Origin of the sequence: Sphingomonas sp., assembly GCF_003248515.1 — a bacterium.
GTDB lineage: Bacteria > Pseudomonadota > Alphaproteobacteria > Sphingomonadales > Sphingomonadaceae > Sphingomonas_I.
The window spans coordinates 197,956-222,040 of record NZ_QFOB01000004.1; the positions used below are offsets into that span (position 1 = coordinate 197,956).

General features: G+C 66.8%; 23 protein-coding genes. 10 read left to right on the forward strand and 13 right to left on the reverse strand.

Translation table 11 applies throughout. From position 1 onward, the window contains the following. The first annotated feature begins 79 nt into the window (after positions 1-79). Complete coding sequence (locus DI605_RS08370) at positions 80-466, forward strand: hypothetical protein (protein WP_293971875.1); 387 nt, start codon at positions 80-82, stop codon at positions 464-466. An 80-nt stretch (positions 467-546) separates the two neighbouring features. Beyond that, the gene (locus DI605_RS08375) at positions 547-1,971 is read left to right on the forward strand and encodes a short-chain fatty acyl-CoA regulator family protein (RefSeq protein ID WP_293971878.1); all 1,425 of its coding nucleotides are present in this window, start codon (positions 547-549) and stop codon (positions 1,969-1,971) included. Between the two features lie 37 nt (positions 1,972-2,008). Here DI605_RS08375 and alaS read toward each other — a convergent pair whose 3' ends face one another. Next, the gene (gene alaS, locus DI605_RS08380) at positions 2,009-4,675 is read right to left on the reverse strand and encodes an alanine--tRNA ligase (protein WP_293971881.1); all 2,667 of its coding nucleotides are present in this window, start codon (positions 4,673-4,675) and stop codon (positions 2,009-2,011) included. Positions 4,676-4,781: 106 nt separating this feature from the next. Between alaS and DI605_RS08385 the strand changes: the two genes are divergently transcribed. After that, positions 4,782-5,744, forward strand: coding sequence for an AEC family transporter (locus DI605_RS08385; protein WP_293971884.1), 963 nt, complete (start codon positions 4,782-4,784; stop codon positions 5,742-5,744). A gap of 64 nt (positions 5,745-5,808) precedes the next feature. Here DI605_RS08385 and DI605_RS08390 read toward each other — a convergent pair whose 3' ends face one another. Beyond that, a complete protein-coding gene (locus DI605_RS08390; RefSeq protein ID WP_293971887.1) occupies positions 5,809-6,108 on the reverse strand; it encodes a hypothetical protein in 300 nt (99 codons plus the stop codon). Between the two features lie 144 nt (positions 6,109-6,252). Here DI605_RS08390 and DI605_RS08395 point away from each other — a divergent pair, with 144 nt between their 5' ends. Next, positions 6,253-8,538, forward strand: a complete 2,286-nt coding sequence (locus DI605_RS08395) for an ATP-dependent helicase (RefSeq protein WP_293971890.1) — start codon at positions 6,253-6,255, stop codon at positions 8,536-8,538. Between the two features lie 56 nt (positions 8,539-8,594). On the opposite strand, the gene DI605_RS08400 is transcribed toward DI605_RS08395, so the two are convergent. The 4 genes from DI605_RS08400 to DI605_RS08415 form a co-directional block, all read right to left on the reverse strand. Then, positions 8,595-9,842 carry an HD-GYP domain-containing protein gene (locus tag DI605_RS08400; RefSeq protein ID WP_293971892.1) on the reverse strand — a complete coding sequence of 416 codons (1,248 nt, stop codon included), beginning with the start codon at positions 9,840-9,842 and terminating at the stop codon, positions 8,595-8,597. A 103-nt stretch (positions 9,843-9,945) separates the two neighbouring features. Further along, a complete protein-coding gene (locus DI605_RS08405) occupies positions 9,946-10,374 on the reverse strand; it encodes a DUF2497 domain-containing protein (RefSeq protein WP_293971894.1) in 429 nt (142 codons plus the stop codon). A gap of 14 nt (positions 10,375-10,388) precedes the next feature. Further along, positions 10,389-11,948: a TolC family outer membrane protein gene (locus tag DI605_RS08410; RefSeq protein WP_293971897.1), complete on the reverse strand. Its 1,560-nt coding sequence runs from the start codon at positions 11,946-11,948 to the stop codon at positions 10,389-10,391. Positions 11,949-11,968: 20 nt separating this feature from the next. After that, entirely contained in the window at positions 11,969-12,616 is a 648-nt protein-coding gene (locus tag DI605_RS08415; RefSeq protein WP_293971900.1) for a protein-L-isoaspartate O-methyltransferase, read from the reverse strand. Positions 12,617-12,870: 254 nt separating this feature from the next. On the opposite strand from DI605_RS08415, the gene DI605_RS08420 reads away from it, so the two are divergent. Then, on the forward strand, positions 12,871-14,214 hold the full coding sequence (locus DI605_RS08420; protein WP_293971903.1) for a VOC family protein: 1,344 nt from the start codon (positions 12,871-12,873) through the stop codon (positions 14,212-14,214). 156 nt (positions 14,215-14,370) lie between these two features. Here the strand turns inward: DI605_RS08420 and DI605_RS08425 are convergent, their stop codons facing one another. The 4 genes from DI605_RS08425 to DI605_RS08440 all read right to left on the reverse strand — a co-directional run bounded on the left by DI605_RS08425 (position 14,371) and on the right by DI605_RS08440 (position 16,855). Beyond that, positions 14,371-14,802: a biopolymer transporter ExbD gene (locus DI605_RS08425; protein WP_293971906.1), complete on the reverse strand. Its 432-nt coding sequence runs from the start codon at positions 14,800-14,802 to the stop codon at positions 14,371-14,373. Positions 14,803-14,834: 32 nt separating this feature from the next. Next, a complete protein-coding gene (locus DI605_RS08430) occupies positions 14,835-15,317 on the reverse strand; it encodes a biopolymer transporter ExbD (RefSeq protein ID WP_293971909.1) in 483 nt (160 codons plus the stop codon). A gap of 97 nt (positions 15,318-15,414) precedes the next feature. Then, complete coding sequence (locus tag DI605_RS08435; RefSeq protein WP_293971912.1) at positions 15,415-16,155, reverse strand: MotA/TolQ/ExbB proton channel family protein; 741 nt, start codon at positions 16,153-16,155, stop codon at positions 15,415-15,417. A gap of 67 nt (positions 16,156-16,222) precedes the next feature. Continuing rightward, the gene (locus tag DI605_RS08440) at positions 16,223-16,855 is read right to left on the reverse strand and encodes an energy transducer TonB (RefSeq protein ID WP_367120033.1); all 633 of its coding nucleotides are present in this window, start codon (positions 16,853-16,855) and stop codon (positions 16,223-16,225) included. Between the two features lie 289 nt (positions 16,856-17,144). Here DI605_RS08440 and DI605_RS08445 point away from each other — a divergent pair, with 289 nt between their 5' ends. Continuing rightward, positions 17,145-17,978 carry a hypothetical protein gene (locus tag DI605_RS08445; protein ID WP_293971918.1) on the forward strand — a complete coding sequence of 278 codons (834 nt, stop codon included), beginning with the start codon at positions 17,145-17,147 and terminating at the stop codon, positions 17,976-17,978. A gap of 82 nt (positions 17,979-18,060) precedes the next feature. Here DI605_RS08445 and DI605_RS08450 read toward each other — a convergent pair whose 3' ends face one another. Both DI605_RS08450 and DI605_RS08455 read right to left on the reverse strand, forming a co-directional pair. Beyond that, the gene (locus DI605_RS08450) at positions 18,061-18,462 is read right to left on the reverse strand and encodes a dihydroneopterin aldolase (RefSeq protein ID WP_293971921.1); all 402 of its coding nucleotides are present in this window, start codon (positions 18,460-18,462) and stop codon (positions 18,061-18,063) included. Further along, positions 18,459-19,229 carry an SDR family NAD(P)-dependent oxidoreductase gene (locus DI605_RS08455; RefSeq protein WP_293971924.1) on the reverse strand — a complete coding sequence of 257 codons (771 nt, stop codon included), beginning with the start codon at positions 19,227-19,229 and terminating at the stop codon, positions 18,459-18,461. The genes DI605_RS08450 and DI605_RS08455 overlap by 4 nt, the downstream gene beginning before the upstream one ends. Before the next feature lie 111 nt (positions 19,230-19,340). Here DI605_RS08455 and DI605_RS08460 point away from each other — a divergent pair, with 111 nt between their 5' ends. The 4 genes from DI605_RS08460 to DI605_RS08475 all read left to right on the forward strand — a co-directional run bounded on the left by DI605_RS08460 (position 19,341) and on the right by DI605_RS08475 (position 22,309). Next, positions 19,341-19,859, forward strand: coding sequence for a GNAT family N-acetyltransferase (locus tag DI605_RS08460; RefSeq protein ID WP_293971927.1), 519 nt, complete (start codon positions 19,341-19,343; stop codon positions 19,857-19,859). 136 nt (positions 19,860-19,995) lie between these two features. Beyond that, positions 19,996-20,565: a DUF1285 domain-containing protein gene (locus DI605_RS08465; RefSeq protein WP_293971930.1), complete on the forward strand. Its 570-nt coding sequence runs from the start codon at positions 19,996-19,998 to the stop codon at positions 20,563-20,565. Then, positions 20,562-21,143 (forward strand): CoA pyrophosphatase, encoded by a 582-nt coding sequence (locus tag DI605_RS08470; RefSeq protein ID WP_293971933.1) that lies wholly within the window; start codon positions 20,562-20,564, stop codon positions 21,141-21,143. The genes DI605_RS08465 and DI605_RS08470 overlap by 4 nt, the downstream gene beginning before the upstream one ends. Further along, positions 21,140-22,309 (forward strand): CCA tRNA nucleotidyltransferase, encoded by a 1,170-nt coding sequence (locus DI605_RS08475; RefSeq protein WP_293971936.1) that lies wholly within the window; start codon positions 21,140-21,142, stop codon positions 22,307-22,309. The genes DI605_RS08470 and DI605_RS08475 overlap by 4 nt, the downstream gene beginning before the upstream one ends. 22 nt (positions 22,310-22,331) lie before the next feature. On the opposite strand, the gene DI605_RS08480 is transcribed toward DI605_RS08475, so the two are convergent. Then, positions 22,332-24,059 (reverse strand): EAL domain-containing protein, encoded by a 1,728-nt coding sequence (locus DI605_RS08480; RefSeq protein ID WP_293971939.1) that lies wholly within the window; start codon positions 24,057-24,059, stop codon positions 22,332-22,334. Between the last annotated feature and the right edge of the window lie 26 nt (positions 24,060-24,085).

Genomic DNA, 24,085 nt, shown 5'->3' on the forward strand with positions numbered 1-24,085 from the left:
CTGTCCGGAGCACGCATTCCGATCTTTTTAATCGGGATGTACTTGCGCGAACGTTCGTGCGAAACAATTTGGGGTGGGAATGGAAGACGGAAAGATCGTTGCGAAGAAGGCCGCTGACCGCCGAGGTCCGGTCACGAAGCTTTCGGAGAGCCAGGTTCGCGAGATCCGTAGGCTGGCCGAGGAGCAGTGTCCGGTCTGCGGATCGAAGCCTTCGCTGCGCAATCTGGGTGCGCGCTTCGGCGTGAGCGCGCCCAGCATCCTGAGCATCATCGAGCGGCGGACCTGGCGCCATGTCGATCAGGAAGCGCCAGCACCTGTGTCCTTCCCGGGCGGCCGCCGTCTTTCCGACGTGGCCGAATTGCTGAGCCGCCACGGAGTGACCTGGCAGGGCGAGGAACAGCTGCGTTTCGCCGCGGAAGTGCTGCGTGCCTTTCGTGAGGAAGACGAAAACAGCGCGCAGGGCTGAACGATGCGGGATGCGGCGACGCATCCCCATTGGCCGTGCGAACTTGCGAATAGCCATTTTGCGAAATAACCGGTGGAGCCATGGCTCTTCCGACCCGTCGACGCATCTTTGCCGGGCATCAGGTGCGCGATCTGCGCCGCCGCCTGTCGCTCAGCCAGGCGGCCATGGCGCAGCGGCTCGGCCTGTCCATCTCCTATCTTTCGCAGATCGAGAATGACGACAGGCCGCTGACCGGCCCGGTCCTGCTCTCGCTCGCCCGCGTCTTCCCGCAGGCATGGGGCGATCTCGACGCGAGCGACGAGGACGCCCTGCTGATCGAGGCGATGGAGGCCGCCGCCGATCCGACCGTGCCGCAGGCCGGGCTGGACGAGGAAGCGTTGCGGCGCGGCGTGCGCCAGCAGCCCCTGCTCGCCCGCCGGATGGTGGCGCTCCACACCGCCTATCTGCGCGCACAGGATCAGCTGCGCGTGCTGGATGACCGGATCGAAACCGGATCGGCGGCCGGCGGCCCCCTGCCGTGGGAGGAGGTGCGCGACTGGTTTCAGGCATCGGGCAATTATGTCGACCCGATCGATCGCGGCGCCGAACGGATCGCCGGCGAACTGGGTGGAGATAGCGGGCCGGTCGCGGGGATCGAGGAAAGGCTGGCGCGCGATCATGGCGTGGTGATCCGCACGCAGGCCGAGGCCACAGGTGGCGCCCCGCTACGCGATTATGATCCGGCCGGGCGCACGCTGACGATCGATCGATCGCTTCCGCCCGATAGCGCGCGCTTCCTGTTCGCCCACCAGCTGATGCGGCTGGAGATGACGGAGGCGATTTCGGATATCGCCGGCGCGGCGCCGCTCCAGTCCGAAGCGGCGCGCAAGCTGCTTTCGGTGGGCCTCGCCAATTATGCGGCGGGCGCGCTGCTGATGCCCTATGCCCGCTTTCGCCAGTCCGCCCGCGCGCTGCGCCACGATATTGATCGGCTGCGGCAGATGTTCGGCGTCAGCTTCGAGCAGGCCTGTCACCGCCTTTCCACGCTCCAGCGCACGGGGATGGGCGGCCTGCCCTTCTTCTTCGCCCGGGTGGATATGGCGGGCAACATCACGAAGCGCCATTCGGCGACGCGGCTTCAGTTCGCGCGTCTGGGCGGCGCCTGCCCGCTCTGGAACGTGCACGAGGCGGCCGCCATTCCCGATCGGATCCTCGTCCAGCTCGCCGAAACGCCGGACGGGATGCGCTATGTGCTGATGGCCAAGGGGCTGGTGAAGCCCACCGGCAGCTATCACCGGCCGGCACGGCGCTATGCCGTGGTGCTGGGCTGCGAAGTCGCGCACGCCGGCGACTATATCTATGCCGACCAGCTCGATCTGACCGGCAAGTACAGCGCGACCCCTATCGGCACGTCCTGCCGCATCTGCCCGCGCGGCGATTGCGAGCAGCGGGCCTATCCGCCCGCCGGCCGCGCGATCGAGGTGAATCCCGATCGGCGGACGGTGGTGCCCTACTCGTTCAGCTGAACGGGCTCACCTCCCCTGCCTCGCAGGGGAAGGAGGCTCAGGCCGCGACCGCTTCTTCCAGCGCCGTGCGGATCGCCGCAATCGCCTCCGCACCCCTGGCGCCATCGGGGCCACCGCCCTGGGCCATATCCGGACGGCCGCCGCCGCCCTGCCCGCCCAGCGCTGCCACCGCGCGCTTGACGAGTTCCACCGCGCTGTAACGCCCCGTGAGATCGTCGGTCACGCCCACGGCCACCGCAGCACGCCCCTCGTTTACGCCGACGATCGCGAAGATGCCCGTGCCGTGCGCCTTCTTCTGATCGTCGATCAGACCGCGCAGGCTCTTGGGATCGAGCCCGTCGATGACCTTGCCCGAGAAGGCCACGCCGCTCGCCAGCGCTTCCGGCGCATCGGCTTCCGCCTTGGCCGCGCCACCGCCGCCCAGTGCCAGTGCCTTCTTCGCGTCGGCCAGTTCGCGCTCCAGCCGGCGGCGATCGTCAACGAGAGCGGCAAGACGGGCCGGAACCTCCTCCGGTTGTGCCTTGAGCAGGCCCGCCGCCTCGCGCAGCCGCTCGTCCCGCTGCACCAGCCACAGTCGGGCGGCCTCGCCGGTCAGCGCCTCGATGCGGCGGACCCCGGAGGAGACAGCGCTTTCGGAGACGATCTTGAACAGGCCGATATCGCCCAGGGCATTAACGTGCGTGCCGCCGCACAGCTCGACCGACCAGCTCTGATCCTCGCCCTTCCCCATCGAAAGGACGCGCACCTCGTCGCCATATTTCTCGCCGAACAGCGCCATCGCGCCCGCCTCGATCGCCGCGTCGGGCGTCATGAGGCGGGTGGAGACGATATCATTCTCGCGGATGTGGCGGTTCACCTCGGCCTCGATCACCGCGATATCCTCGGCCGAAAGCGGCTTGGGATGGGAGAAATCGAAGCGCAGGCGCTCGGGCGCGACGAGGCTGCCCTTCTGCGTCACATGTCCGCCCAGACGGTGGCGCAGCGCCGCGTGCAGCAGGTGCGTGGCCGAATGATTGGCGCGCAGCTTCGCGCGGCGGCCCACGTCCACCGACAGATGGATCGCATCGCCCACGCGGATCGATCCGCCCGTCACCTTCGCCTTATGCGCGTGAAGGCGGCCCAGCGGCTTCGACGTATCGGCGATCTCGGCCGAAAAGCCGCTGTCGTTGCCGGCCGTGCCCGCATCGCCCATCTGGCCGCCGCTTTCGCCATAGAAAGGCGTCTGGTTGGTGAGGATGACGATCTCGTCGCCCTCGGCCGCCTGATCCACGCGATGCCCGTCCTTCACGAGCGCCACGACCTGCGCATCGCCCTCATGGCCGGTATAGCCGATGAACTCGGTGCCGCCCTGCTCTTCCGCCACATCGAACCAGATGTCGTCGGAGCCCTTGTCGCCCGATCCCTTCCAGGCGGCGCGGGCGGCCGCCTTCTGCTCCGCCATCGCGCTGTCGAAGCCCGCGCGATCCACCGCGAAGCCCTGCGCGCGCAGGGCATCCTCGGTCAGGTCATAGGGGAAGCCAAAGGTATCGTAGAGCTTGAACGCGACGGCGCCGGGCAACGTATCGCCCGCGGCCATCGATCCGGTCGCCTCGTCCAGCAGACGAAGCCCGTTGGCGAGCGTCTGGCGGAAGCGGGTCTCCTCCAGCTTCAGCGTCTCCTCGATCAGCGGCTGCGCGCGGACCAGTTCCGGATAGGCGGCGCCCATCTCGGCGATCAGCGAGGGGACGAGACGATGCATCAGCGGCTCGGCCGCGCCCAGCAGATGGGCGTGGCGCATCGCGCGGCGCATGATCCGCCGCAGCACATAGCCGCGCCCTTCGTTCGCGGGCAGCACGCCATCCGCCACGAGGAAACCGGATGCACGCAGGTGATCCGCGATCACGCGGTGCGATGCCTTGCGATCGCCCTCCGCCTTCGTCTTGGTGAGTTCGCAGGATGCCGCGATCAGCGCCTTGAACGTATCGGTATCATAATTGTCGTGCACGCCCTGGAGCACGGCGGCGACGCGCTCCAGCCCCATGCCCGTATCGATGGATTTCTTCGGCAGTTCGCCGACGATCTCGTTGGCCTCCTGCTCATATTGCATGAACACGAGATTCCAGATCTCGGTGAAGCGATCACCATCCTCCTCCGGAGAGCCGGGAGGACCGCCCCAGATATGATCGCCATGATCGTAGAATATTTCCGAGCACGGCCCGCACGGGCCACTGTCGCCCATCGCCCAGAAATTGTCCTTCGTGGGGATGCGGATGATGCGGCTTTCGGGGAGCCCCGCAATCTTCTTCCACAGATCGAACGCCTCGTCGTCCGTGTGATAGACGGTGGCCGTCAGCTTTTCGGCCGGGAGCCCCCATTCCTTCGTGATGAGGTTCCAGGCGAGCGAGATCGCGCGCTCCTTGAAATAATCCCCGAACGAGAAATTGCCGAGCATCTCGAAGAAGGTGTGGTGGCGCGCCGTATAGCCCACATTATCGAGATCATTGTGCTTGCCGCCCGCGCGCACGCATTTCTGCGAGGAGGTCGCGGTCACATAGGGGCGCGTCTCAAGCCCGGTGAACACGTTCTTGAACGGCACCATGCCGGCGTTCACGAACATGAGCGTGGGATCGTTCTGCGGCACCAGCGGTGCCGAAGGCACGATCCGGTGCCCCTCGCTTCCGAAATAATCGAGGAAGGATCTGCGGATGTCGTTCGTGGAGGTCATGCGCTCGACTTAGTGGAGCATGGATGGCTTCTCAAGCCGACGCGCCCATGCCTCCTCCCATCGGATCGCTTGCGTGATGCGCGAGCATCACCGAAGGCGGGCGGCGATGCTCGCGATCCTGACCGCCATTCTCCCCGTTTTCGCATTGATCGGCGCCGGAATCCTGTTCGGCCGCTGGCGGCGCGTGGGGCGCGACGGCATCGCGATGCTCAACGATTTCACCGTCTCTCTCGCTTTGCCGGCCCTGCTGTTCCGTTCGCTGGCGGAAGGCGACTGGGCGGAACTGAACCGCCCCTCCTTCCTCCTGATCTTCGCGGGCGGCATCGCGATCACTTTCATCATGGGGCTGTTGCTGCCGCCGCCCTCCGATGCCGAACACCCCCTTGTCGATCGATCCCTCACGGCGCTCACCTCCAGCTATCCCAATGCCGGCTTCATCGGCATCCCGCTGGCGCAGGGGCTGCTCGGCCCGGTCGGCCTCGCAGCCGGCGTGATCGCCGCGATCCTGACCATCTCCTTCCAGTTCGCCATATCGCTGTTGCTGGTGGAGATCGGGCTCGCTCGGGGCGGCAGCCTGCGCGATTCGGGGGTAAAGGTGGTCCGCGCGCTGGCCCGCAACCCGCTCGTCCTGAGCCCCATCGCCGGGGGGCTCTGGGCGCTGACCGGAATTCCCCTGCCGGGCATGGCGGCCCGCTTCGTCGATCTGCTGGCCGCCGCCGCCAGCCCCTGTGCGCTCGTCACCATCGGCGCATTCCTCGCCTTGCCGCGCGGCGATGATCGGGTGCCGACGCCCCTGCTGGGGCCGGCCCTCGCCATCAAGCTCGTTGCGCAGCCGACGGTGATGGCGGCGGGCGTCTTCTGGCTGGCCCCTGCCCTCGGCGTGCCCATGCCGTATCCATGGGCCGTCGCGGCGATATTACTGGGGGCGCTCCCCACCGGCACCGGCCCCTTCATGCTGGCCGAATTGTACGGGCGCGATGCCGAACTCGCCTCCCGTGTGATCCTGCTTTCCACCGCGATCGGCACGGCCAGCGTGATGCTGCTGGCCTTCCTGCTCGTTCCCCGATGAAAAAAACGGCGGCGGCCGCATCCGGCCGCCGCCCCAATACCCGGTCCTGCGCCGGACGGGATCGTTATTTCTTCTTCCACTTCCGGCCGCCACCACCGGCCTTCTGCACGCATTTGTCGGTGACGCTGCGCGAGCAGGCGGGATAGGCGGAGGTATCCGGCGCGGGCGTGGCCGGCGCGGCGGACATGGCGGTGGGCGCGGCGGCGGCGTCTGCCGGCGGAGGCGCCGTCATGCCGGGATCGGCCGGGGGCGGAGCAGGCGCTTCGGCCGGCGGCATCGGCGCCTCCGGCGGCGGGGTCTGCGCGATCGCGGCGGCGCTGCCGAACAACAGGGTCGCCGCGAGGATGATAAGGGACTTGTTCAAGGTCACTCTCCTTCAAGAGCCTGTGATGACACCCGCTCCATGGCCCATCCGAGCGCAGGGGCCGCGCTTGGGTTGCGCTCCGGCGGCCTCAAATCGCGCGATGATCGGTTGCCCCGGGAGGCTCCGTTCCCTACCTGTTCGTCGATGGAGCCAGCCCCTCTCTCGCCCGAACCGCTCTATCTGCGCGGCCTGAACGAACCGCAGCGGGAGGCCGTGCTCACCACGGAGGGGCCGGTGCTGGTGCTGGCCGGCGCGGGCACGGGCAAGACGGCGGCGCTCACGGCGCGGCTCGCGCACCTTATCGCCACGCGCCGTGCATGGCCGTCCGAGATCCTGGCCGTCACCTTCACCAACAAGGCGGCGCGAGAGATGCGCGAGCGGGTGGGCCGGATGATGGGCGATGCGGTGGAGGGCATGCCCTGGCTCGGCACTTTCCATTCGGTGGCGGCACGGATGCTGCGCCGCCATGCCGAGCTGGTCGGGCTTCAGAGCAACTTCACGATCCTCGATACGGACGATCAGTTGCGCCTGCTGAAGCAGCTGATCGTGGCCGCCGATATCGACGAGAAACGCTGGACGGCGCGCGCGCTGGCCGGCCTGATCGATCGCTGGAAGAATCGTGGGCTCACCCCGCGCGAGATCGACGCGGCCGAAAGCGAGGCCTTCGCCAACGGACGGGGTCAGGAGCTCTACGCCGCCTATCAGGCGCGGCTGATCGCGGTGAATGCCTGCGATTTCGGCGATCTTCTGCTGCACATGCTGGTGATCCTGAAGACGCACCGCGACGTGCTGAAGCAGTATCAGGATCGCTTCCGCTACATCATGGTGGACGAATATCAGGATACCAACGCCAGCCAGTATCTGTGGCTGCGGCTGCTGGCGCAGGAACGCAAGAATATCTGCTGCGTGGGCGATGACGATCAGAGCATCTATTCCTGGCGCGGCGCGGAGGTGGCGAACATCCTGCGCTTCGAGCGGGATTTTCCGGGTGCGAAGGTGATCCGGCTGGAGCAGAATTATCGCTCCACGCCCCATATCCTCGGCGCGGCATCGGGCGTGATCGCCAACAATGGCGGCCGGCTCGGCAAGACGCTCTGGACGGAGACCGACACGGGCGAGAAGGTGCGCGTGATCGGCGTGTGGGATGGCCCCGAGGAAGCGCGCCGCATCGGCGAGGAGATCGAGGCCGGGCAACGCCGGGGCGAGGCGCTGGACAGGGTGGCTATCCTGGTGCGCGCCCAGTTCCAGACGCGCGAGTTCGAGGATCGCTTCATCGCGATCGGCCTGCCCTATCGCATCGTCGGCGGCTTCCGCTTTTACGAGCGCGCGGAAATCCGCGATGCCCTCGCCTATCTGCGCGTGATCGCCCAGCCGGCCGACGATCTGGCCTTCGAGCGGATCGTGAACGTGCCGAAGCGCGGCATCGGCGACAAGGCGGTGGCCAAGCTCCATCAGCTCGCCCGCGCCGAAACGCTGCCTCTCACCCACGCCGCCGCCCGCATCCTCGATACGGACGAGTTGACGCCGTCAGCCCGCCGCAGCCTGGGCAACCTGATCGGCGATATCGCGCGCTGGCGATCGAAGCTCGCGGACCTGCCCCATGCCGAGGTCGCCCGGCTGATGCTGGACGAGAGCGGCTATACGGCGATGCTCCAGGCCGAGCGTTCGACCGAGGCATCCGGCCGGCTGGAGAACCTCACCGAACTTGCCCGCGCGATGGAGGAATATGAAACGCTGGGCGCCTTCCTCGAACATGTCTCGCTCGTCATGGACAATGACGCCAATGCCGACGAGGCGAAGGTTACGATCATGACGATCCACGCCGCCAAGGGGTTGGAGTTCGACACCGTCTTCCTCGCCGGCTGGGAGGAAGGCGTCTTCCCTTCGCAGCGCGCGCTGGACGAAGGCGGCAATGCAAGCCTCGAGGAGGAACGTCGCCTCGCCTACGTCGCGATCACGCGCGCGCGCAGGCGGGCGACGATCCTGCATGCCGCCAATCGCCGGATCTATGGCCAGTGGACCTCCTCCATCCCCTCGCGCTTCGTGAACGAGCTTCCGCCCGAGCATGTCGAGAGCGAGACGACCATGTCGGGCGGGGAATCGCTGTGGCGCGCGCAATGGAGCGAGCAGGGAGATCCCTTCGCCCATGTCGCGCGCGAACGGCCCCAGCACGCTGCGACGCGCGGCCCCGGCTGGCAGCGCGCCTCAACCCGGCAACTGGATATGACGCCGGTGAAGCTGGCCGAAGTGAAGGCCAGCGCGGCCAGCTTCGCCGCCAAGCCCCGCGACGATATCGCGCTGGGCGTCCGCGTCTTCCACACCAAATTCGGCTATGGCGCGGTCGCGGCGATCGAGGGCAACAAGCTGGAGATCGATTTTGAACATGCCGGCCGCAAGCGCGTGCTCGACAGTTTCGTCACGGTGGGCTGACGGCGGCGAGCGCGAAGCCACCGTCACGCCATGCCTCCAGGGAAGGCGCGATGCCGTCAGGCGGCAGCCCTGCCCGCCCCCGTCAGTTGATCGCGCAGACTCTCCCAGCCCAGCAGTCCCCAAGCATCGGGCTGTTCTTCCGAGACGATCTGGTCGTCCGCGAAGCTGTTCGAGATGATCGCGTCCTGCGGCGTCGCCATCATCGCCATATCCGTGGTGGAATAGAAAGCGCGCACGCGCGGCGCCTGTGCGCGGCGGCCGGGATCCAGCACCACGCCCAGCCGGTTCGATCGCAGGCGCACGAGCATGCCTGCGGGAAAGACGAGGATGCTCTGCATGAAGCGGAACAGCAGATCGCGATCGAAATGGCCGTCCCAGCTGGCCATCGCGCTGATCGCCTCCACGGTCGACCAGGCCTCCTTATAGGCGCGGTTGGAGGTGAGCGCGTCATAGACATCGCAGATCGCCCCCATGCGGGAGGCGAGCGTGATCGCCTCGCCGGAAAGGCCATGGGGATAGCCTGTCCCGTCCATCTTCTCATGATGATGGAGGCAGACCTCGAAGGCGAGATCGGGAACCTTGTCCCCGTCAGCCAGCAGGCCACAGCCCTTCTCCGGATGGCCACGGATCAGTTCGAATTCGGCCTCGTCCAGCCGGCCGGGCTTGTCGAGCACGGCCTGCGGCACCGCCATCTTGCCGATGTCGTGCAGCAACCCGGCCATGCCCAGATCGCGGACCATCTGCTCCTCCAGCCCGATCTCGCGGGCGAGGTTGATCATCAGCGCGCAGACAGCGACCGAGTGGAGATAGGTATATTCATGCTTGGACTTGAGACGCGTCACGCCGATCAGCGCATGGGGATTGCGCAGTACCGAGGCGGAAATCTCCTCGACGACGGCGATCACCTCCGCCGACTGGAAGGCGCGGCCGAGGCGCGCGCCATCGAGGATATGCTTCATCGCCTTCTTCGAGCGGTTCATCACCCGCGTCGCCATCGCGCGATCGTCGGCCGGGCCGCTCTTCGCCGGCGATGCGCCACGCGCGAGGACGCGAGCGGCCGGACGAAGATTTTCGCGCGCTTCCGGGCGCATATCGGGGATGGGCCGGGTCTCGTCCTCCGGACCGACGCCCTTTTCGTCATCGATGATGACGGCGGGGATATCCGCGGCGCGGATCTTCGCGACATCGGCCGCGGTGGAAACCAGGAAGCGCGATCGCCAGAAGGGATGGTGGATCCACGAGCCTTCGAAGCCCTGAATATACATGCCGACGCGCACCTGTTCCGGCTTGATGCGACGAAGCACGCGACCCATACCCTTTCCGGCAGCCGATACGGGCCCCCCGTGAAAGGCAGCTAGCGGGCGAGGCTCAACGGCAGGTAAACGGCGGCCTGCCCCCGCAAAAAACTTATCGCCCGGAAATACGGGCCACTTCGCGCGCCACGAGCCGCTCGACCATCTCCGGCAGATGCGCGTCCAGCCAATCCTTCAGCATCGGGCGCAGCATCTCGCGCACGAGTCCATCCATCGTGTTCGCATCGGCGTTCGGATCGATGCTCAGGCCCGAAAGCGCCGCCAGCGCGCGCTGGCTGGCCGCCTGGGTCTGCTTTGACAGCAGCATGGCGGGCTCCGGCACGGACGGAAGCGGCTGCGGTTCGACGGGCTCGGCAGGCCCGGCGGCGGCAGGCTCGCCAAGCTCCAGCACATCCTCTTCCGGATCGGCATCGGATGCGATCGGCGCCGGCCCGCCGATCGGCGTATCATCCGTGATGATGCGCCGGATCGAGGCGAGAATCTCGTCCATCGGCGGCGTGTTCATGTTCGCAGTCTCGGCCATCGGCCCAATATCGCCTACTGCGGCGGCCGTGTCACGTTCGCCGGGTTGGGCACGGCAGCCCCGGCCGGGGCGGGCATCGCGGCTACAGAACCATCCGTCCCGAGAAGAGGATCGGGCGTCAGCGGCTGCACGTCCGCATCCTGCGGGGTCTCTCCGGTCGTATGGACCGACGTGGAGTGATATTTGCCGTTATCGCTCCAGTCGCCAAAGCGATTGCGGACCCGCGTGTAATTGGCGACCGGATCATAGAGGGCGGCGCCCCCATCCAGATTCAGCACATCGGCCTGAGCCTGGCCCATGGCGTTCAGCAGCGCGAAGCCGGCCACATATTGATCGCGCTGGGCCGTCACCAGCGCCACCTGAGCGTTCAGATATTCCTGCTCGGCGTTCAGCACTTCAATCACGGTGCGCGTGCCGGCGGTATTTTCAGCCCGGGCTCCCTCCAGGGCCAGCCGGTTGGCGGATACGGCCTGCTGATTGCCCTTGATCGCCTCGCCTGCGGCCAGGAAATTGGCATAAGCGGCGCGCGTGGTGGCGATCACGCGGCGCTCCACATCGATCCCCTGCTCCAGCGCCGCATTTTCCAGCGCCTGCGCCTGGCGGACGCGCGCCGAGACGCTGCCGCCCTGATAGAGCGGGATCGTCATGGAAAGGCCGATGCGATTCTGCCCGACCGTCTGATCGAACAGATAATTCTGCTCCTTGGACTGCCCGGCAGACTGGGCACGCGTATTCAGATAGTCGCTATAGCTGGTGCCGCCGGTCACCGAGAAGACCGGCAGACGCGCGGCGGTCGCGGTGCGCACGTCATAGCCCGCCGCCTGCGTGGAGGCGGTGACGGAGGCGATGCTGGGCGCATTGGAAAGCGCGATCTGCACCGCTTCGTCCGCCGTGGCGGGAAGCTTGGGAAGCGGCGGCGGCTGATCCAGCTTTTCCGGCCACTTGCCGATCACCTGACGATAGGTTTCCCGGCTTCCCGTGAGATTGCCCTGCGCGGTGGCGAGCTGGCTGCGCGCGATCGCCAGACGCGCCTCGGACTGGGCCACGTCCGTACGGGTCAGATCGCCCACCTGAAAGCGATCGCGGCTGGCGCGCAGATTGGTTTCCAGAACGCGCACGTTCGACGCATTCAGCTCCACCACCGATTGATCGCGAATCACGTTCATGTAGGCGCTGACCGCCTGCGTGAAGAGATTACCCTCCGATGTGCGCAGATCGGCGCGGCCGGCGATCACGCGCGCTTCCGCCGCGTTGATCGCATTACGGACGCGGCCGCCCTGAAAGACCGGGTAGGAAAGATTGACGCCCCCCGTCAGCACGCGGCCGCCATTCTGGAAGGTCGTGAGCCCATCGGTGCTCTGCGTCACACCGAGCGTACCGCTCACCTGCACGCGGGAGTTGGCCTTGGCGATCGGCACGCCCTCGTCAATGCTGCGCAGCTGCGCACGGGCTCCCGCCAGCACCGGGCTGGTGCCATAGGCCTGCACAAGCGCATCCTTCAGCGTATCCGCTGCGGCGGGCGCTGCGCAAAGGGCCGCCCCCGCAACCCCCGTCAGCCATGCACGTCCTTTCAAGTTGCCCCCCCCGGTCAACATCAGAAGCGGAATCCCTCCGCCACGGCGAAGCCCGGCAGGATCGGCGCCTCGACCTCGACGAACGGCGAGATGCCGAAGCTGCCGGCCACGCGACGGCCGATCGCCAGCCGCGTGACGCCATTCTGCACGAGGGCCACGGCGATGCGGCCACCATCGGCAAGCTGATCGATGATCGCCTGAGGAATATTTTCCACCGCGCCATCGAACAGGATCACGTCATAGGGCGCCGCGGCGGCCCAGCCGGCCGCAAGCGGCCCGGAAACCTGCGTGACGGACGCGGGCAGCTCGGATGCGCCGATGGCGACGAGCGAGGCATCTTCCTCCAGCGCCACCACGCTGGCCGCCAGCCGCGCCAGAACGGCGGCGGCATAGCCGCTGCCGGAACCGATCACGAGCGCGCGATCCTGCGGGCGAACCCGCGCTTCCGTCAGGAGCCGTCCCAGAACCATCGGCTCCGGCAGGGAGCGGCCTTCACCCAGCGGCTGCGGGATATCGAGATAAGCGAGGCCCGCCCGATCGGCCGTCACGAAGCGCTCACGCGGCACGAGGCTCATCGCCTCGACCACGCGAGGATCGTTCACTGCGGTGGTGCGCAGCTGGCTCGCCACCATCGCCTTCCTCAGTTCCGCGAAATTATGCTGGCCCACGTCTCGATATCCCTCAAGGTGTTTTAGCGATACAACACACTAAGTTGTTGTGCAATGCCATATCGCGCCCGGCCGGGGCCGCCAAGCGCGCGCAGGATGCAGGCCCACCTTCCCGCCCAGAAAGACGGTATCAGGTGGCAACACGATCCCGCGCGGCGGAAAACGTTACGCATCGCGACATTTCTTCTTGGTTAACGGCCGGGCAAGGTCAACGATCCTGCGGCGCGCGGGCGGCGCTATGCGCCGGACATGCGATGACCTACCAATCGGGCATGAATGGTCTTCTCCCCCCGGCCGAACTGCGCGCGCGTTTCGCGGCCGCACTATCGGACATGTATCGCGCCGAAGTGCCCCAATATGGCGCCCTCCTCGCGCTGGTGAAGGACGTGAACCGGGAGACGATCGCGGCCGATCCCGCGCTGGCGGACGCTCTTCTCGCAAGCGGCGAATTCGGCCGGATCGATCAGGAACGCCATGGTGCCATCCGCCTGGGCACCGCCGCGGAATTGGCGGCCGTGGCGCGTGCCTTCCGCCTGATGGGGATGCGCCCGGTCAGCTATTATGATCTCGCCACGGCCGGCGTGCCCGTCCACTCGACCGCATTCCGACCCGTTGAGGCGGAAGAACTCGCCGCGAGCCCGTTCCGGGTCTTCACCTCGCTGTTGCGGCTCGAACTGATCGACGATGCGGGTCTGCGCGCCGAGGCCGCCGAGATTCTCGGCCGGCGCCAGATCATCAATGAAGAGGCGCTCTCCCTGCTGGCCGAGGGCGAGGCGGCGAGCGGCCTCGACGAGCGGGAAGCCGGGCGATTCGTGACGGCCCTGCTGGAAACGTTCCGCTGGCATCAGCGCGCGACGATCACGGAGGAATGCTATGCGCGCCTGCTCGCCAGCCATCGGCTTACCGCAGACGTGGTGAGCTTTCCCGGCCCGCACATCAACCATCTGACTCCCCGCACGCTGGACATCGATGCGGCTCATGCACGGATGGCCGCGCTCGGCTTCGGGCCGAAGGACGAGATTGAGGGGCCGCCCGCGCGGGCCTGCCCGATATTGCTGCGGCAGACGAGCTTCAGGGCGCTGAGCGAAAAGGTCCATTTCCCGGGCGGAGCCAGCGGGGCGCAGGGCAGCCATACCGCGCGATTCGGAGAGATCGAGCAGCGCGGCGCGGCCCTTACGCGTGAGGGGAGGATCCGGTACGATCGATGGATCGCGGGCGGCGGCGACCTCGACCTGCCCGACGATGGCGAGGAATTGCGCCGCCAGCGCCTCGCCTTTTTCCGCTATCAGCCGAGCGATGCCCGTCCGCGCGAGCGCCGGGGGGAAAGTCTGGAAGAGCTGATCGCGGACGGCGCCGTGATTGCCACGCCGATCACCTATGAAGATTTTCTGCCGGTGAGCGCCGCCGGCATCTTCCGCTCCAATCTGGGCGATGAGGCACGCGGCGGCTATGCCGCCACCGGTTCGCGCGCCGAATTCGAACAGGCCCTGGGCGAGCCCACGCTGGACGAATTCACGCTCTATGCCGGTGCCCAGGCCGATTCGCTGCGCGCGCTCGAGCGCGCGTTCGGCTGGCCGGAGGGGAGCGCCGCCACCTGAGAGCGGGCCGCACATGGCGTCTTTCAGGCAATTCCGGAAAAGGCGCACGCCCCGATCGCGGGCATGCAAAGTGGACGGGATCGAAAGAGGCGGAACAAAGAAAAAGGGGCGGCCCAACGGACCGCCCCATTCATCACGCCGAAAAGTGACCCCAGATCACTCGTAGCCGGCGTAACGTTCGTTGCCCACGAAACCCATCTTCGTGACGTTCGCGCGCTTGGTCACGGCGAGCACCTCATCGACGACCTCATAGCGGGCCTGCGGATCCGGCTCGAGATGAAGTTCCGGGATCGGATTCATCTGCTGGGTCTGATCCAGATACTGGCGCAGCACCGTCAGATCGATCGGCGAACCGTTCCAGTAGATCTTGCCGGCGGAATCGACCGTCACGCGATTCTTCACCGGAAGGATCGGCGGCGGCGGCGTGTTCGGCTGGTTCTGCGGCAGATCCAGCTTCACGGCGTGCGTCTGCACCGGGATGGTGATGATGAACATGATGAGGAGCACCAGCATGACGTCGATGAGCGGCGTCGTGTTGATGTCCATCATGGGCTCGCCTTCGGCGGTGCCGCCCGAACTCATGGCCATGAAAAATTACTCCTTCGGAGGCTGGCGCGAGATCAACGCTCGGCGTGGTAGGCGCCGGGCTCCGGCTGCGAGATGAAGCCGACGCGGGCGAAACCGGCACGGGCGACGTTTGTCATCGCACCACCGACGCAACGCCAGGGCGTGTCAACGTCAGCACGGATATGCACCTCGGGAAGCTCGAGGCCGGGAGCCGTCGGGCCACCCTGCTTGTCGATCTCCGCCTTCAGCTTCGCGACCGAACGATCGAGAAGGTCCTGCGGCTTGACCCGCGTCTGACCCCAGTAAACCTCGCACGAACCACCGGGGCCACCCCGGATGGAAAGAACGACATTCTCGGGCTTGCTCGTCGTCGGTTCGTACACGACCTTCGGGAGCTTCACGGGAACGGTCTGGATCACGACCGGGACCGTGATGAGGAAGATGATGAGCAGAACCAACATGACGTCCACCAGCGGCGTCGTGTTGATGTCCGACATCGGGGCATCGGCTTCGGCGGGGCCGGCACTCATGGCCATGGGCTGGCGTGTCCTGTTCTAGCTTCGGGCGGACCCGCAAAAGCGCGGGCTCGCAATATGGAACCGGCGGGACCCGAAAGCCCCGCCGAACCCGGTCTTAGGCCTTCGGCGGGATCGCGGTCGCGGTCTTCACGGCCGGAGCCGGAGCGGCCTTGGCCGACGCGATCTGCGGGCGCACCGCACCGTTCGAAACCATGTAGCCATGGAGATCGACGGAGAAGGCACCGATCTGCTCGGCAACCACCTTGTTGCGGCGGATCAGCCAGTTGTAGCCGAGCACGGCCGGAACGGCCACGGCGAGGCCGAGCGCGGTCATGATCAGAGCCTCACCGACCGGGCCGGCGACGGCGTCGATCGAGGCCTGACCAGCGGCGCCGATCTTGATGAGAGCGCGATAGATGCCGATAACCGTGCCGAACAGGCCGATGAACGGCGAGGTCGAGCCAACCGTCGCGAGAACGGCGAGGCCGTTGCCCAGCTTCGAATTGATCGCGGCAACGCTGCGCGAGAGCGAGCTGCCGAGCCACTCATGCTGGTCGACCGGATCGATCAGCTTGGTGTGCTGGTCCTGGGCGAGCAGGCCGTCGTCGACGATCTGGCGATAGGCCGAGTTCTTCTCGAGCTTCGACGCGCCGTCCTTCAGCGTGGGCGTGCCCCAGAAGCTGGTGCGCACGCGCTTCGCCTGGTTCAGGATCTTCTGCTGCTCCAGCAGCTTCGTGAACATGATGTACCAGGAAGCAGCCGACATGATCACGAGGATGGCGAACACGGTCTGCGCAATGAGGCCGCCCTGCTCGAGCGCGGCCATCAGGCCATAAGGATTAGAGCTTTTTTCCATGACAGGTGACATCCTTGAGTCTGGGGTTCGGAAGGATCGGCGGCCGGTTCCAACCGGCCGCTGTCACCTAGTTTTTAGGTATCTGCCAGCGGATCGTGCGGCTCTGGGTCGTCCGCATCGGGTTTCCGCTCTGGTCGAGCGCCGGAGAATAACGGCCACGACGCGTCAGCACGCGGCAGGCCGTCTCGTCGAGGTCGGGCGAGCCCGAGGAACTGACGATCTGGCAATTCTCGATTCGACCCTGCTCGTTGATCTGCCAGGTGACCTTGGTCACACCTTCCCGCTCCTCACGAAGCGCGGACGGCGGATAGTCATCAGACGTAACCCACTGTGCGGGATCGCCCTTGGCACCGGCCGCCTTCGAAACCGTAGGCGGGGGCGGAGGGGGCGGAGCCGGCGGAGCGGCCGGCGTGATGACGACCGGCGGTGCGACAGGCACGGCCACGATCGGCGGAGCGATCGTCGGCGTCTGGACCACCGGCGGCGGAGCGACGATGGGCGGCGGCTCGAACTTCTGTTCGGGCGGCGGGGGCGGCGGCTTCTGCTCTGGGGGAGGAGGCGCCTCTTGCACATCCACGACCTTCAGGTCCTGTGCGGCCTTCTTGATAACATTGTAGGCCAGACCGGTGATGAAGGCGTAGCCGAGCGCCGCATGGAGCGCCACGACAAGACCGATAGACACGGCCTTGCGGGTGCTCATCGTTTGATCAGCGTAGGCCATTAAGGAACAAGACTCCTCAATCTGAATTCGAGTTGTGGCGCAGCGCTCAGATGCAACCACCCACGGATGCCACCGACCCGCTTGCGATTGCTCTTTACTCGGCGGCAAGACTTCCTATCGCGGTGGTTCGCCATCGCGCAAGCCCTTTATAGGCATCATACACTCTCTCGCGGCAACCCCCCTGAATCCTGCGCATTCGATCGAAGACATGATGACATTCAAAACAGACCGTCGTCCGGACGCACAAACCCTTCGGAAAGGGAGACTCATGAAGCACCGCCTCCTGCCGCTTTTGGCTGCCCTCAGTGCCACCGGTGTCGGCGCTCCGGCGATTAACGCGGCGTCAATACGGCAATATGACGGTTTTACGACCAACCCGGCCTATGCCGACATGGCCGACATGGCCCTTTCGGCGCCCTTTTCCCTGGCGGCCACGATTCTCAAGGCCATCCCGCTCAAGGGAGATGCCGCGATAGGCGTGCCGGTCGGCAAGACGCGCTTCCTGTTCGAAGCGCACGCCGATGCGCTGATTGCGGGCCGCGCGGAATTGCCGGAAACGATCCGCTATCTCGCCGATCTTCCCGCCACGAAGAAAATGCCGAAGCTGAAAGGCCAGCAGGTTCTGCTGCTGGCGGCGCCCGGCGCGCGGCCCGGCGAAATCCGCCTGATCGGCCCCCACGCGCAGATCGCGCGGACGAGCGCGGACGAGACGCGCCTGCGCGCCATCCTCACCGCATCGGTATCCCCGGATGCGCCGCCCGCCATCACCGGCATCGGCCATGCCTTTCATGTCGCGGGCACTCTGCCCGGCGAAGGCGAGACGCAGATTTTCCTGAAAACGCCCGATAACCGCCCCATTTCCCTCTCGATCCTGCGGCGTCCGGGCGAAACGCCGCGCTGGGCGGTGGCTCTTTCGGAACTGACCGACGCCAGCGCCGCGCCACCCGCTCCCGAAACATTGCTCTGGTATCGGCTGGCCTGCGGCCTGCCGCGCACGCTGCCCGGCAGCGCCACGGATGGCCTGCAACCCGCCGACGCGACGATCGCCTCGGAAGATTATCAGACCGTGCTGAAGGGGCTCGGCCCCTGCCGACGGAACTAGCGCGCCGGGCAGATCGCCCCACGCAGCTTTCCTGCGTGGGGCGATCGATGCAAACACCGATGCAATCTGGGCATCGCAGACTCTACAGGGACGAAATCTCCACGCCCACGCCCGCGCAATCGGCATAGACATCGGGCTTGGAGGTCACGACCCGGATCGCCAGCACGCCCGGGCGCGCGGCGACGAGCGCGTAGACTTCCCGCGCGAACGTCTCCTGAAGATTGAAGCGGCGCCCCTCGGCCATACGCAGGATGGCGCTGCGCAGGAGATCGTAATTCCAGGCCTCCGCAACCCGATCGCTGGAGGGGAAATGCGTCTCGTCCACCTCCAGTTGGACCGTCACGCGCAGGCGCTGCGGCGTGCCGATCTCGAAATCGTGGAAGCCGATGTCCACGGGAAGATCGAGGTCCTCCAGGAAGATTCGGAAGCGGTTTGGCGCGAGATGGGCGGGAAGCGCGTTCGTCGCGCCGGATTCGTTCGTCATGATGGTCTTTCGTCGAGAAACTGCACGTCGCGGGCCAGGCCGAGGAATCGCTGTCCGCCGTCGACGCGCACGATTTCGCCCGTCACGCGCGGGCTTGCCACGAGAAAGCGCAGGGCGGCGACGAGATCGTCGACCGTCACACCGCTGCGAAGCGCGTTCATCTCGTGGACCGAATCGAAATTCTCGCGCGTCTGCTGCCCGGATACCAGGGTGACGGACGGGGCGATGCCGCATACGCGAATCCCCTTCTCCGCCAGCACCCGCGCCGAAAGCTCGGTCAGCGCCGCCAGCCCGAATTTAGAAAGCGTATAGGTGAAGAAATCCGGATTGGGCTGGGCCAGCTTGGCATCCAGGATGTTCACGATCAGCCCCCCTGCCCCTTCCGGCACGGATGCGGCGAAGGCACGCGTCAGCAGCGCCGGCCCGCGCAGATTCGGCAGGAAGTGGCGATCCCAGCCTTCCACTGTGAAATCGTCGAATCGGTCGAGATCGAATCGGGATGCGCTGTTCACGAGCAAGCCCGCAGGCGGCATGCCGGCCAGAGCGGCGACGATTGTCTTCCCGCAATCCGCCGCCGCGAGATCCGCCTGAACGATTCGCGCGCCTTCAATCTCCGCCGCCAGCGCCTCCGCCTCGTCGCGCGATTCGTGGCAATGGATCAACATCGTCCAGCCGTCCGCAGAGAGCGCGCGGACGAAGGCCGCGCCGATTCTGCGGCCACCGCCGGTGACGATCGCGGTGCGTGGGCTGCCGAACTCCGGTGTCATCGCTGGCGCCGGTAGCGACGCCACCGGTGCGCGGCAAGCAACCCGGATGGCCATCGCCTTGTCACCGTCCCGTCGTTGCGTTTCACGCGGGTTCGATTATCGGGGCGCGCCTTGGACCAGACCATCGCCTTGAACGCCGTTTCGATCGGCCCGTTGCGCGCCGCAAAGCCTGCCGACGTGGATTCGCTGCTGGATCGCGTGTTCGGCGCGGACCGGCGACGGCGGACCGCCTACCGGATCCGCGACGGGATGACGGCGATCGACGATCTCTCCTTCGCAGCCTTCGATCGCGGCGGCGCGCTGGTGGGCTCGCTCCAATGCTGGCCGGCCGCGCTGGATGGCGAGGTGCCGGTGATTCTCGTCGGTCCGGTCGCGGTGGAGCCCGCCTTGCAGCGCGAGGGAATCGGCCGCGCGATGATGGATCGGATGATCGCCGCCGCCGACTATCTCGGCAGCGATCCGCTCGTCCTGATCGGCGATCCCGAATATTATGGCCGCTTCTTCGGTTTCGAATCGCACTGGACGCGGGAATGGACGGTGCCGGGGCCGGTGGAGCGGCGGCGCCTGCTGGCGCGCGTGCCCGAGGGAATCACGCTTCCGGCCGAGGGCCATCTGGGTCCGCGCCGCTAGAAGGCACCGCCCGAGTCGGCCCCAGATCGCAGGGCCGCGCGGGCGTCTTCCCGGGCGTCTTCCATTGCCGCTCGCAGGTCTTCGAGAAGGAACGCCCCCTTTTCTGCCCCAGCCACCGCGCCTAACTGGGCCGGCCATGCCCGAAACCACACCCCTTCCCGAGGATCTGGCAAGCCTCTCGCTCGCGGAGATCGCCGCGCTGGTGGAGGCGCGGCGCCTGCCCCCGATCGAGACCTGGCATCCCGGACGGACCGGCGACAGCGCCATGCGGATCGCGCGCGACGGCACCTGGTATCATGAAGGCGCGCCGATACGGCGCCCGGCGATGGTGCGCCTGTTCGCAACGATTCTCCGCCGGGAGGCGGACGGCAGCTTCGCTCTGGTGACCCCGGTCGAAAAGCTCGCGATCGAGGTGGAAGAGGCGCCCTTCGTCGCTGTCGAGGTGAAGAGCGAGGGCGAAGGCCGCGGGCGCCGGCTCGCCTTCCGGCTCAATACGGACGAGGTGGTCGTCGCGGATGCCGAACATGCGCTGCGCGTGATCGAGGGTGCGGACGGCCCCTCCCCCTATCTCCACGTTCGCGGCGGCCTGGAGGCGCGGATCGCGCGACCTGTCTATTATGAGCTCGCCGAACTGGCGATTGCGGAGGGCCGCGATCCGCCCGGCCTGTGGAGCAACGGTGCCTTCCTGGCGCTGGCCCCGGCATGAGGCTTGCGGACCGGCTGCGCGTGGCGCTGGAGAACAGTGTGGGCGTGGCCGGCAGCGACGAGCGACTCGTGCCGGGCGCAAACCTCACCGGTGCCGCCGTGCTGGTGGCCGTGACCGATCGGCCGGAGCCCGGCGTGCTGTTCACGCTGCGCCATGCCCATCTGCGCCGTCACGCCGGCCAGGTCGCCTTTCCCGGCGGCCGGGTGGATCCGGAAGATATCGATGCCGTCGCGGCGGCCCTGCGCGAGGCGGATGAGGAGATCGGGCTCGCGCCCGCGCAGGTGGAGCTTGTGGGCATTTCGGACACCTATCGAACCGGCACCGGTTTCGAGGTGGTCCCCGTCATCGGCGTCGTCCCCCCCGATCTGCCGCTCGTGCCGCACGAGGCGGAAGTCGCGGCGCTGTTCGAAGTGCCGCTCTCCTTCCTGCTCGCCAGCGCGAATCATGCCCGGCGATCGGCCGAATTTCAGGGGCGTACCTATCATTATTACGAGATCATGTGGGGCGAATGGCGCATCTGGGGAGCGACGGCGGGGATGATCGTGAACCTCTCCGCACGACTCGGGGCTTTCGCATGATGCTGCCGCCCGACAGCCTCGCCCGCCGCTACGGGCTGGTCGCCCTGCTTGCGGCGCTGGGCGCCGATCGCGGCGAGGTGCGTCCGATCGGCGGCTATGTGCGCGATATGCTGCTGGGGCTCGACCCTGCCGATGTGGATCTCGCGACCGTGCATAGGCCGGAGGAAGCCGCCCGGCGCATCCGCGCGGCGGGATTCAAGGCGGTGCCCACGGGGATCGCGCACGGCACCGTCACGGCAGTGCTGCCATCCGGCCCCGTCGAGGTGACGACCCTGCGCCACGATGTGGAAACGGACGGGCGCCACGCCACCGTCGCCTTTACCGACGATTGGCAGGCGGACGCGGCGCGGCGCGACTTCACGATCAACGCGCTTTCCGCCGATCCGATAACGGGCCAGATCCACGATTATTTCGGCGGGCAGGATGATCTTGCCGAAGGCCGGGTGCGCTTCATCGGCGATCCCCTCGCGCGAATCGCGGAGGATCATCTGCGTATCCTGCGCTTCTTCCGCTTCCATGCCCGCTTCGGCAAAGGCGCGCCCTCCGCGCCGGATCTGGAAGCCTGCGCCGCGCGTGCCAGGGATCTGATGGCGCTCTCACGCGAGCGAATCGCCCAGGAATTGCTGAAGCTGCTCGCCCTCGGCGATCCCGCCCCCACCGTCGCGATCATGGTTTCGCGCGGGATATTCGCGCCCGTCCTGCCTGAAATCACGCCCGCCGGCGCGGATCGGCTGGCAGCCCTCGTCCATCGCGAGGGCAAGGATGGAGATCCCGTTCGCAGGCTCGCCGCCCTGTTGCCGGGCGATATTGGCGTCGCGGACAAGATCGGCGCGCGGCTGAAGCTTTCCAACGCGCAGCGCAAGCGGCTCATGTCGGCGGCAGAGCCGGCGGCGGGCGATCCGAAGGCGCTGGCCTACCGGATCGGGATCACAGGCGCGCGGGACAGGCTGTTGCTGGCCGGCGACATGGACGGGCTTTCCGCGATCGAGGGGTGGACGCCGCCACGCCTGCCGATCGGCGGCGGCGCATTGGTTGCGCTGGGGCTCTCCGCCGGCCCCCGGGTGGCGGCGACACTGGCGGCCGTTGAACGCCGCTGGATCGAGGAAGGCTTTCCCGATGCCACCCGCGTGGATGCGCTGGCGCGGGAGGAAGTGGCGCGGGACTGAACCTGCCCCGCATCGCCGGTTATCAGGCCGCGCGCTTGCCCAGAAAATGCTCGAAGGCGATATCGGCGGGCATCGGCCTGGCGAAATAATAACCCTGCCCCACCGTGGCGCCCAATGCGGCCAGCAGATGCGCGGCGGTGGGCGTTTCGATACCCTCGGCGATCGTCGTCATGCCCAGCGCGTTCGCCAGGCTGAGGATGGCGCGGATGATCGCCGTCGAATCCTTGTCGTCAAACATCGCCGCGACGAACTGGCGATCAATCTTCAGCACGTCGATCGGCAGGCGCTGAAGATAAGCGAGGCTGGAATAGCCCGTCCCGAAATCGTCCATCGCGATGCGGCAGGAAAGCGCCTTCAGCGCATTCAGCATATCGCGCGCGCGATCGGGATCGGCGACGATCGTGCTCTCGGTAAGCTCCAGCGTGACCCGGCTTCCGGCGAGCTTGTGATATTTGAGCGCCTCCGCCACGGCCGAGGCGACGGGATCGCGCGCCAGCTGCACCGCCGAGACGTTGAGGCTGAAATAGAGCGGCAGCGCATGGCCGGCGCGCCTGTCCCAATCGGCCAGCGTCGCCATCGCCCGATCGATCACCCAGCGCCCCAGCGGAACGATCAGACCCGATTCCTCAGCCACGGAGATGAATTCGGCGGGCGCGATGGGGCCGCGATCGGGGTGATTCCAGCGCGCGAGCGTCTCGAATCCGGCCACGGCCCGCGTCTCCAGATCGACCAGAGGCTGGAAGGCGAGATCCAGGCGATCGGCCTCGATCGCGCGGCGCAACTCCGTCTCCAGCGCGAATCGGCGGCGCGCGCGCCCCGCCTCGCCGGGCTGATAGACCTCCACCCGGCCCGATCTCTTGGCGCGCTTCAGCGCGAACTGGCCGTTGCGGATGATGTCCGCCGCGCCCAGCGCATTTTCATGCCAGAGCGCGCAGCCGATCGCGCAATCCACCTTGATCTCAAGTTCGGAGAGACGGAGCGGATAGGTGAGCGATTCCTGCAATCTCCGCGCGAGATGCAGCGCATCGCCCGGCCCGTCCGCCAGCGGTACGAGGATCGCGAATTCGTCTGCCGCCATGCGCGCCAGCATATGCTGCGGGCCGAGCACCGAGCGAAGGCGGCTCGCCACGCTCAGGATCAGTTCGTCGCCTGCCAGCGAACCGATGCCTTCGTTGATTCGGCTGAAGCGAACGAGATCCAGCACCAGCACCGCGAAGCCGCCGGCATTTTCGTCATCCGCCTCGAGCATCGCCTCGATCGCCTCGGAGAAAGCGAGGCGATTGGGCAAGCCCGTGAGGCTGTCGTGCAGCATACCCGCGCGCAGCGACTTCTCGGTTTCGATCGCGGCGGTGCAATCGACCAGGCTCACCATCACCCTTCGGCCCAGCATCGGATGAGGATCGAGCGGCTTCAGATGAACCTGGAAGTGGCGCCCGCCGACGCCGGGCTCTTCCCAATGATAGGATTCGCCTTCCGTATCCGTCAGCAAATGCCGGGTGATACGCGTCCGGAAAAGCTCCAGTTTCTCTTCCGGCGCGCGATTGCGGATGCGCACGATCTGCTGGTTGCGCGCGATCGAACGCGGCCCTTCTTCTCCCAGCACGACGACGGCCGCCGCGATCGGCAGGGCGTCCAGATATTGCTGAAGGGCGGATGCGGACGCGGAGCCTGCCGGCGGCGCCACATCGGCGACAAAGCCGACGAGAGGCTGCGCGCTATAGAGCTCGCTGCTGATCTTCCGCATTTCCATCCCGGTTTCGTTATCGCCGAGACGTT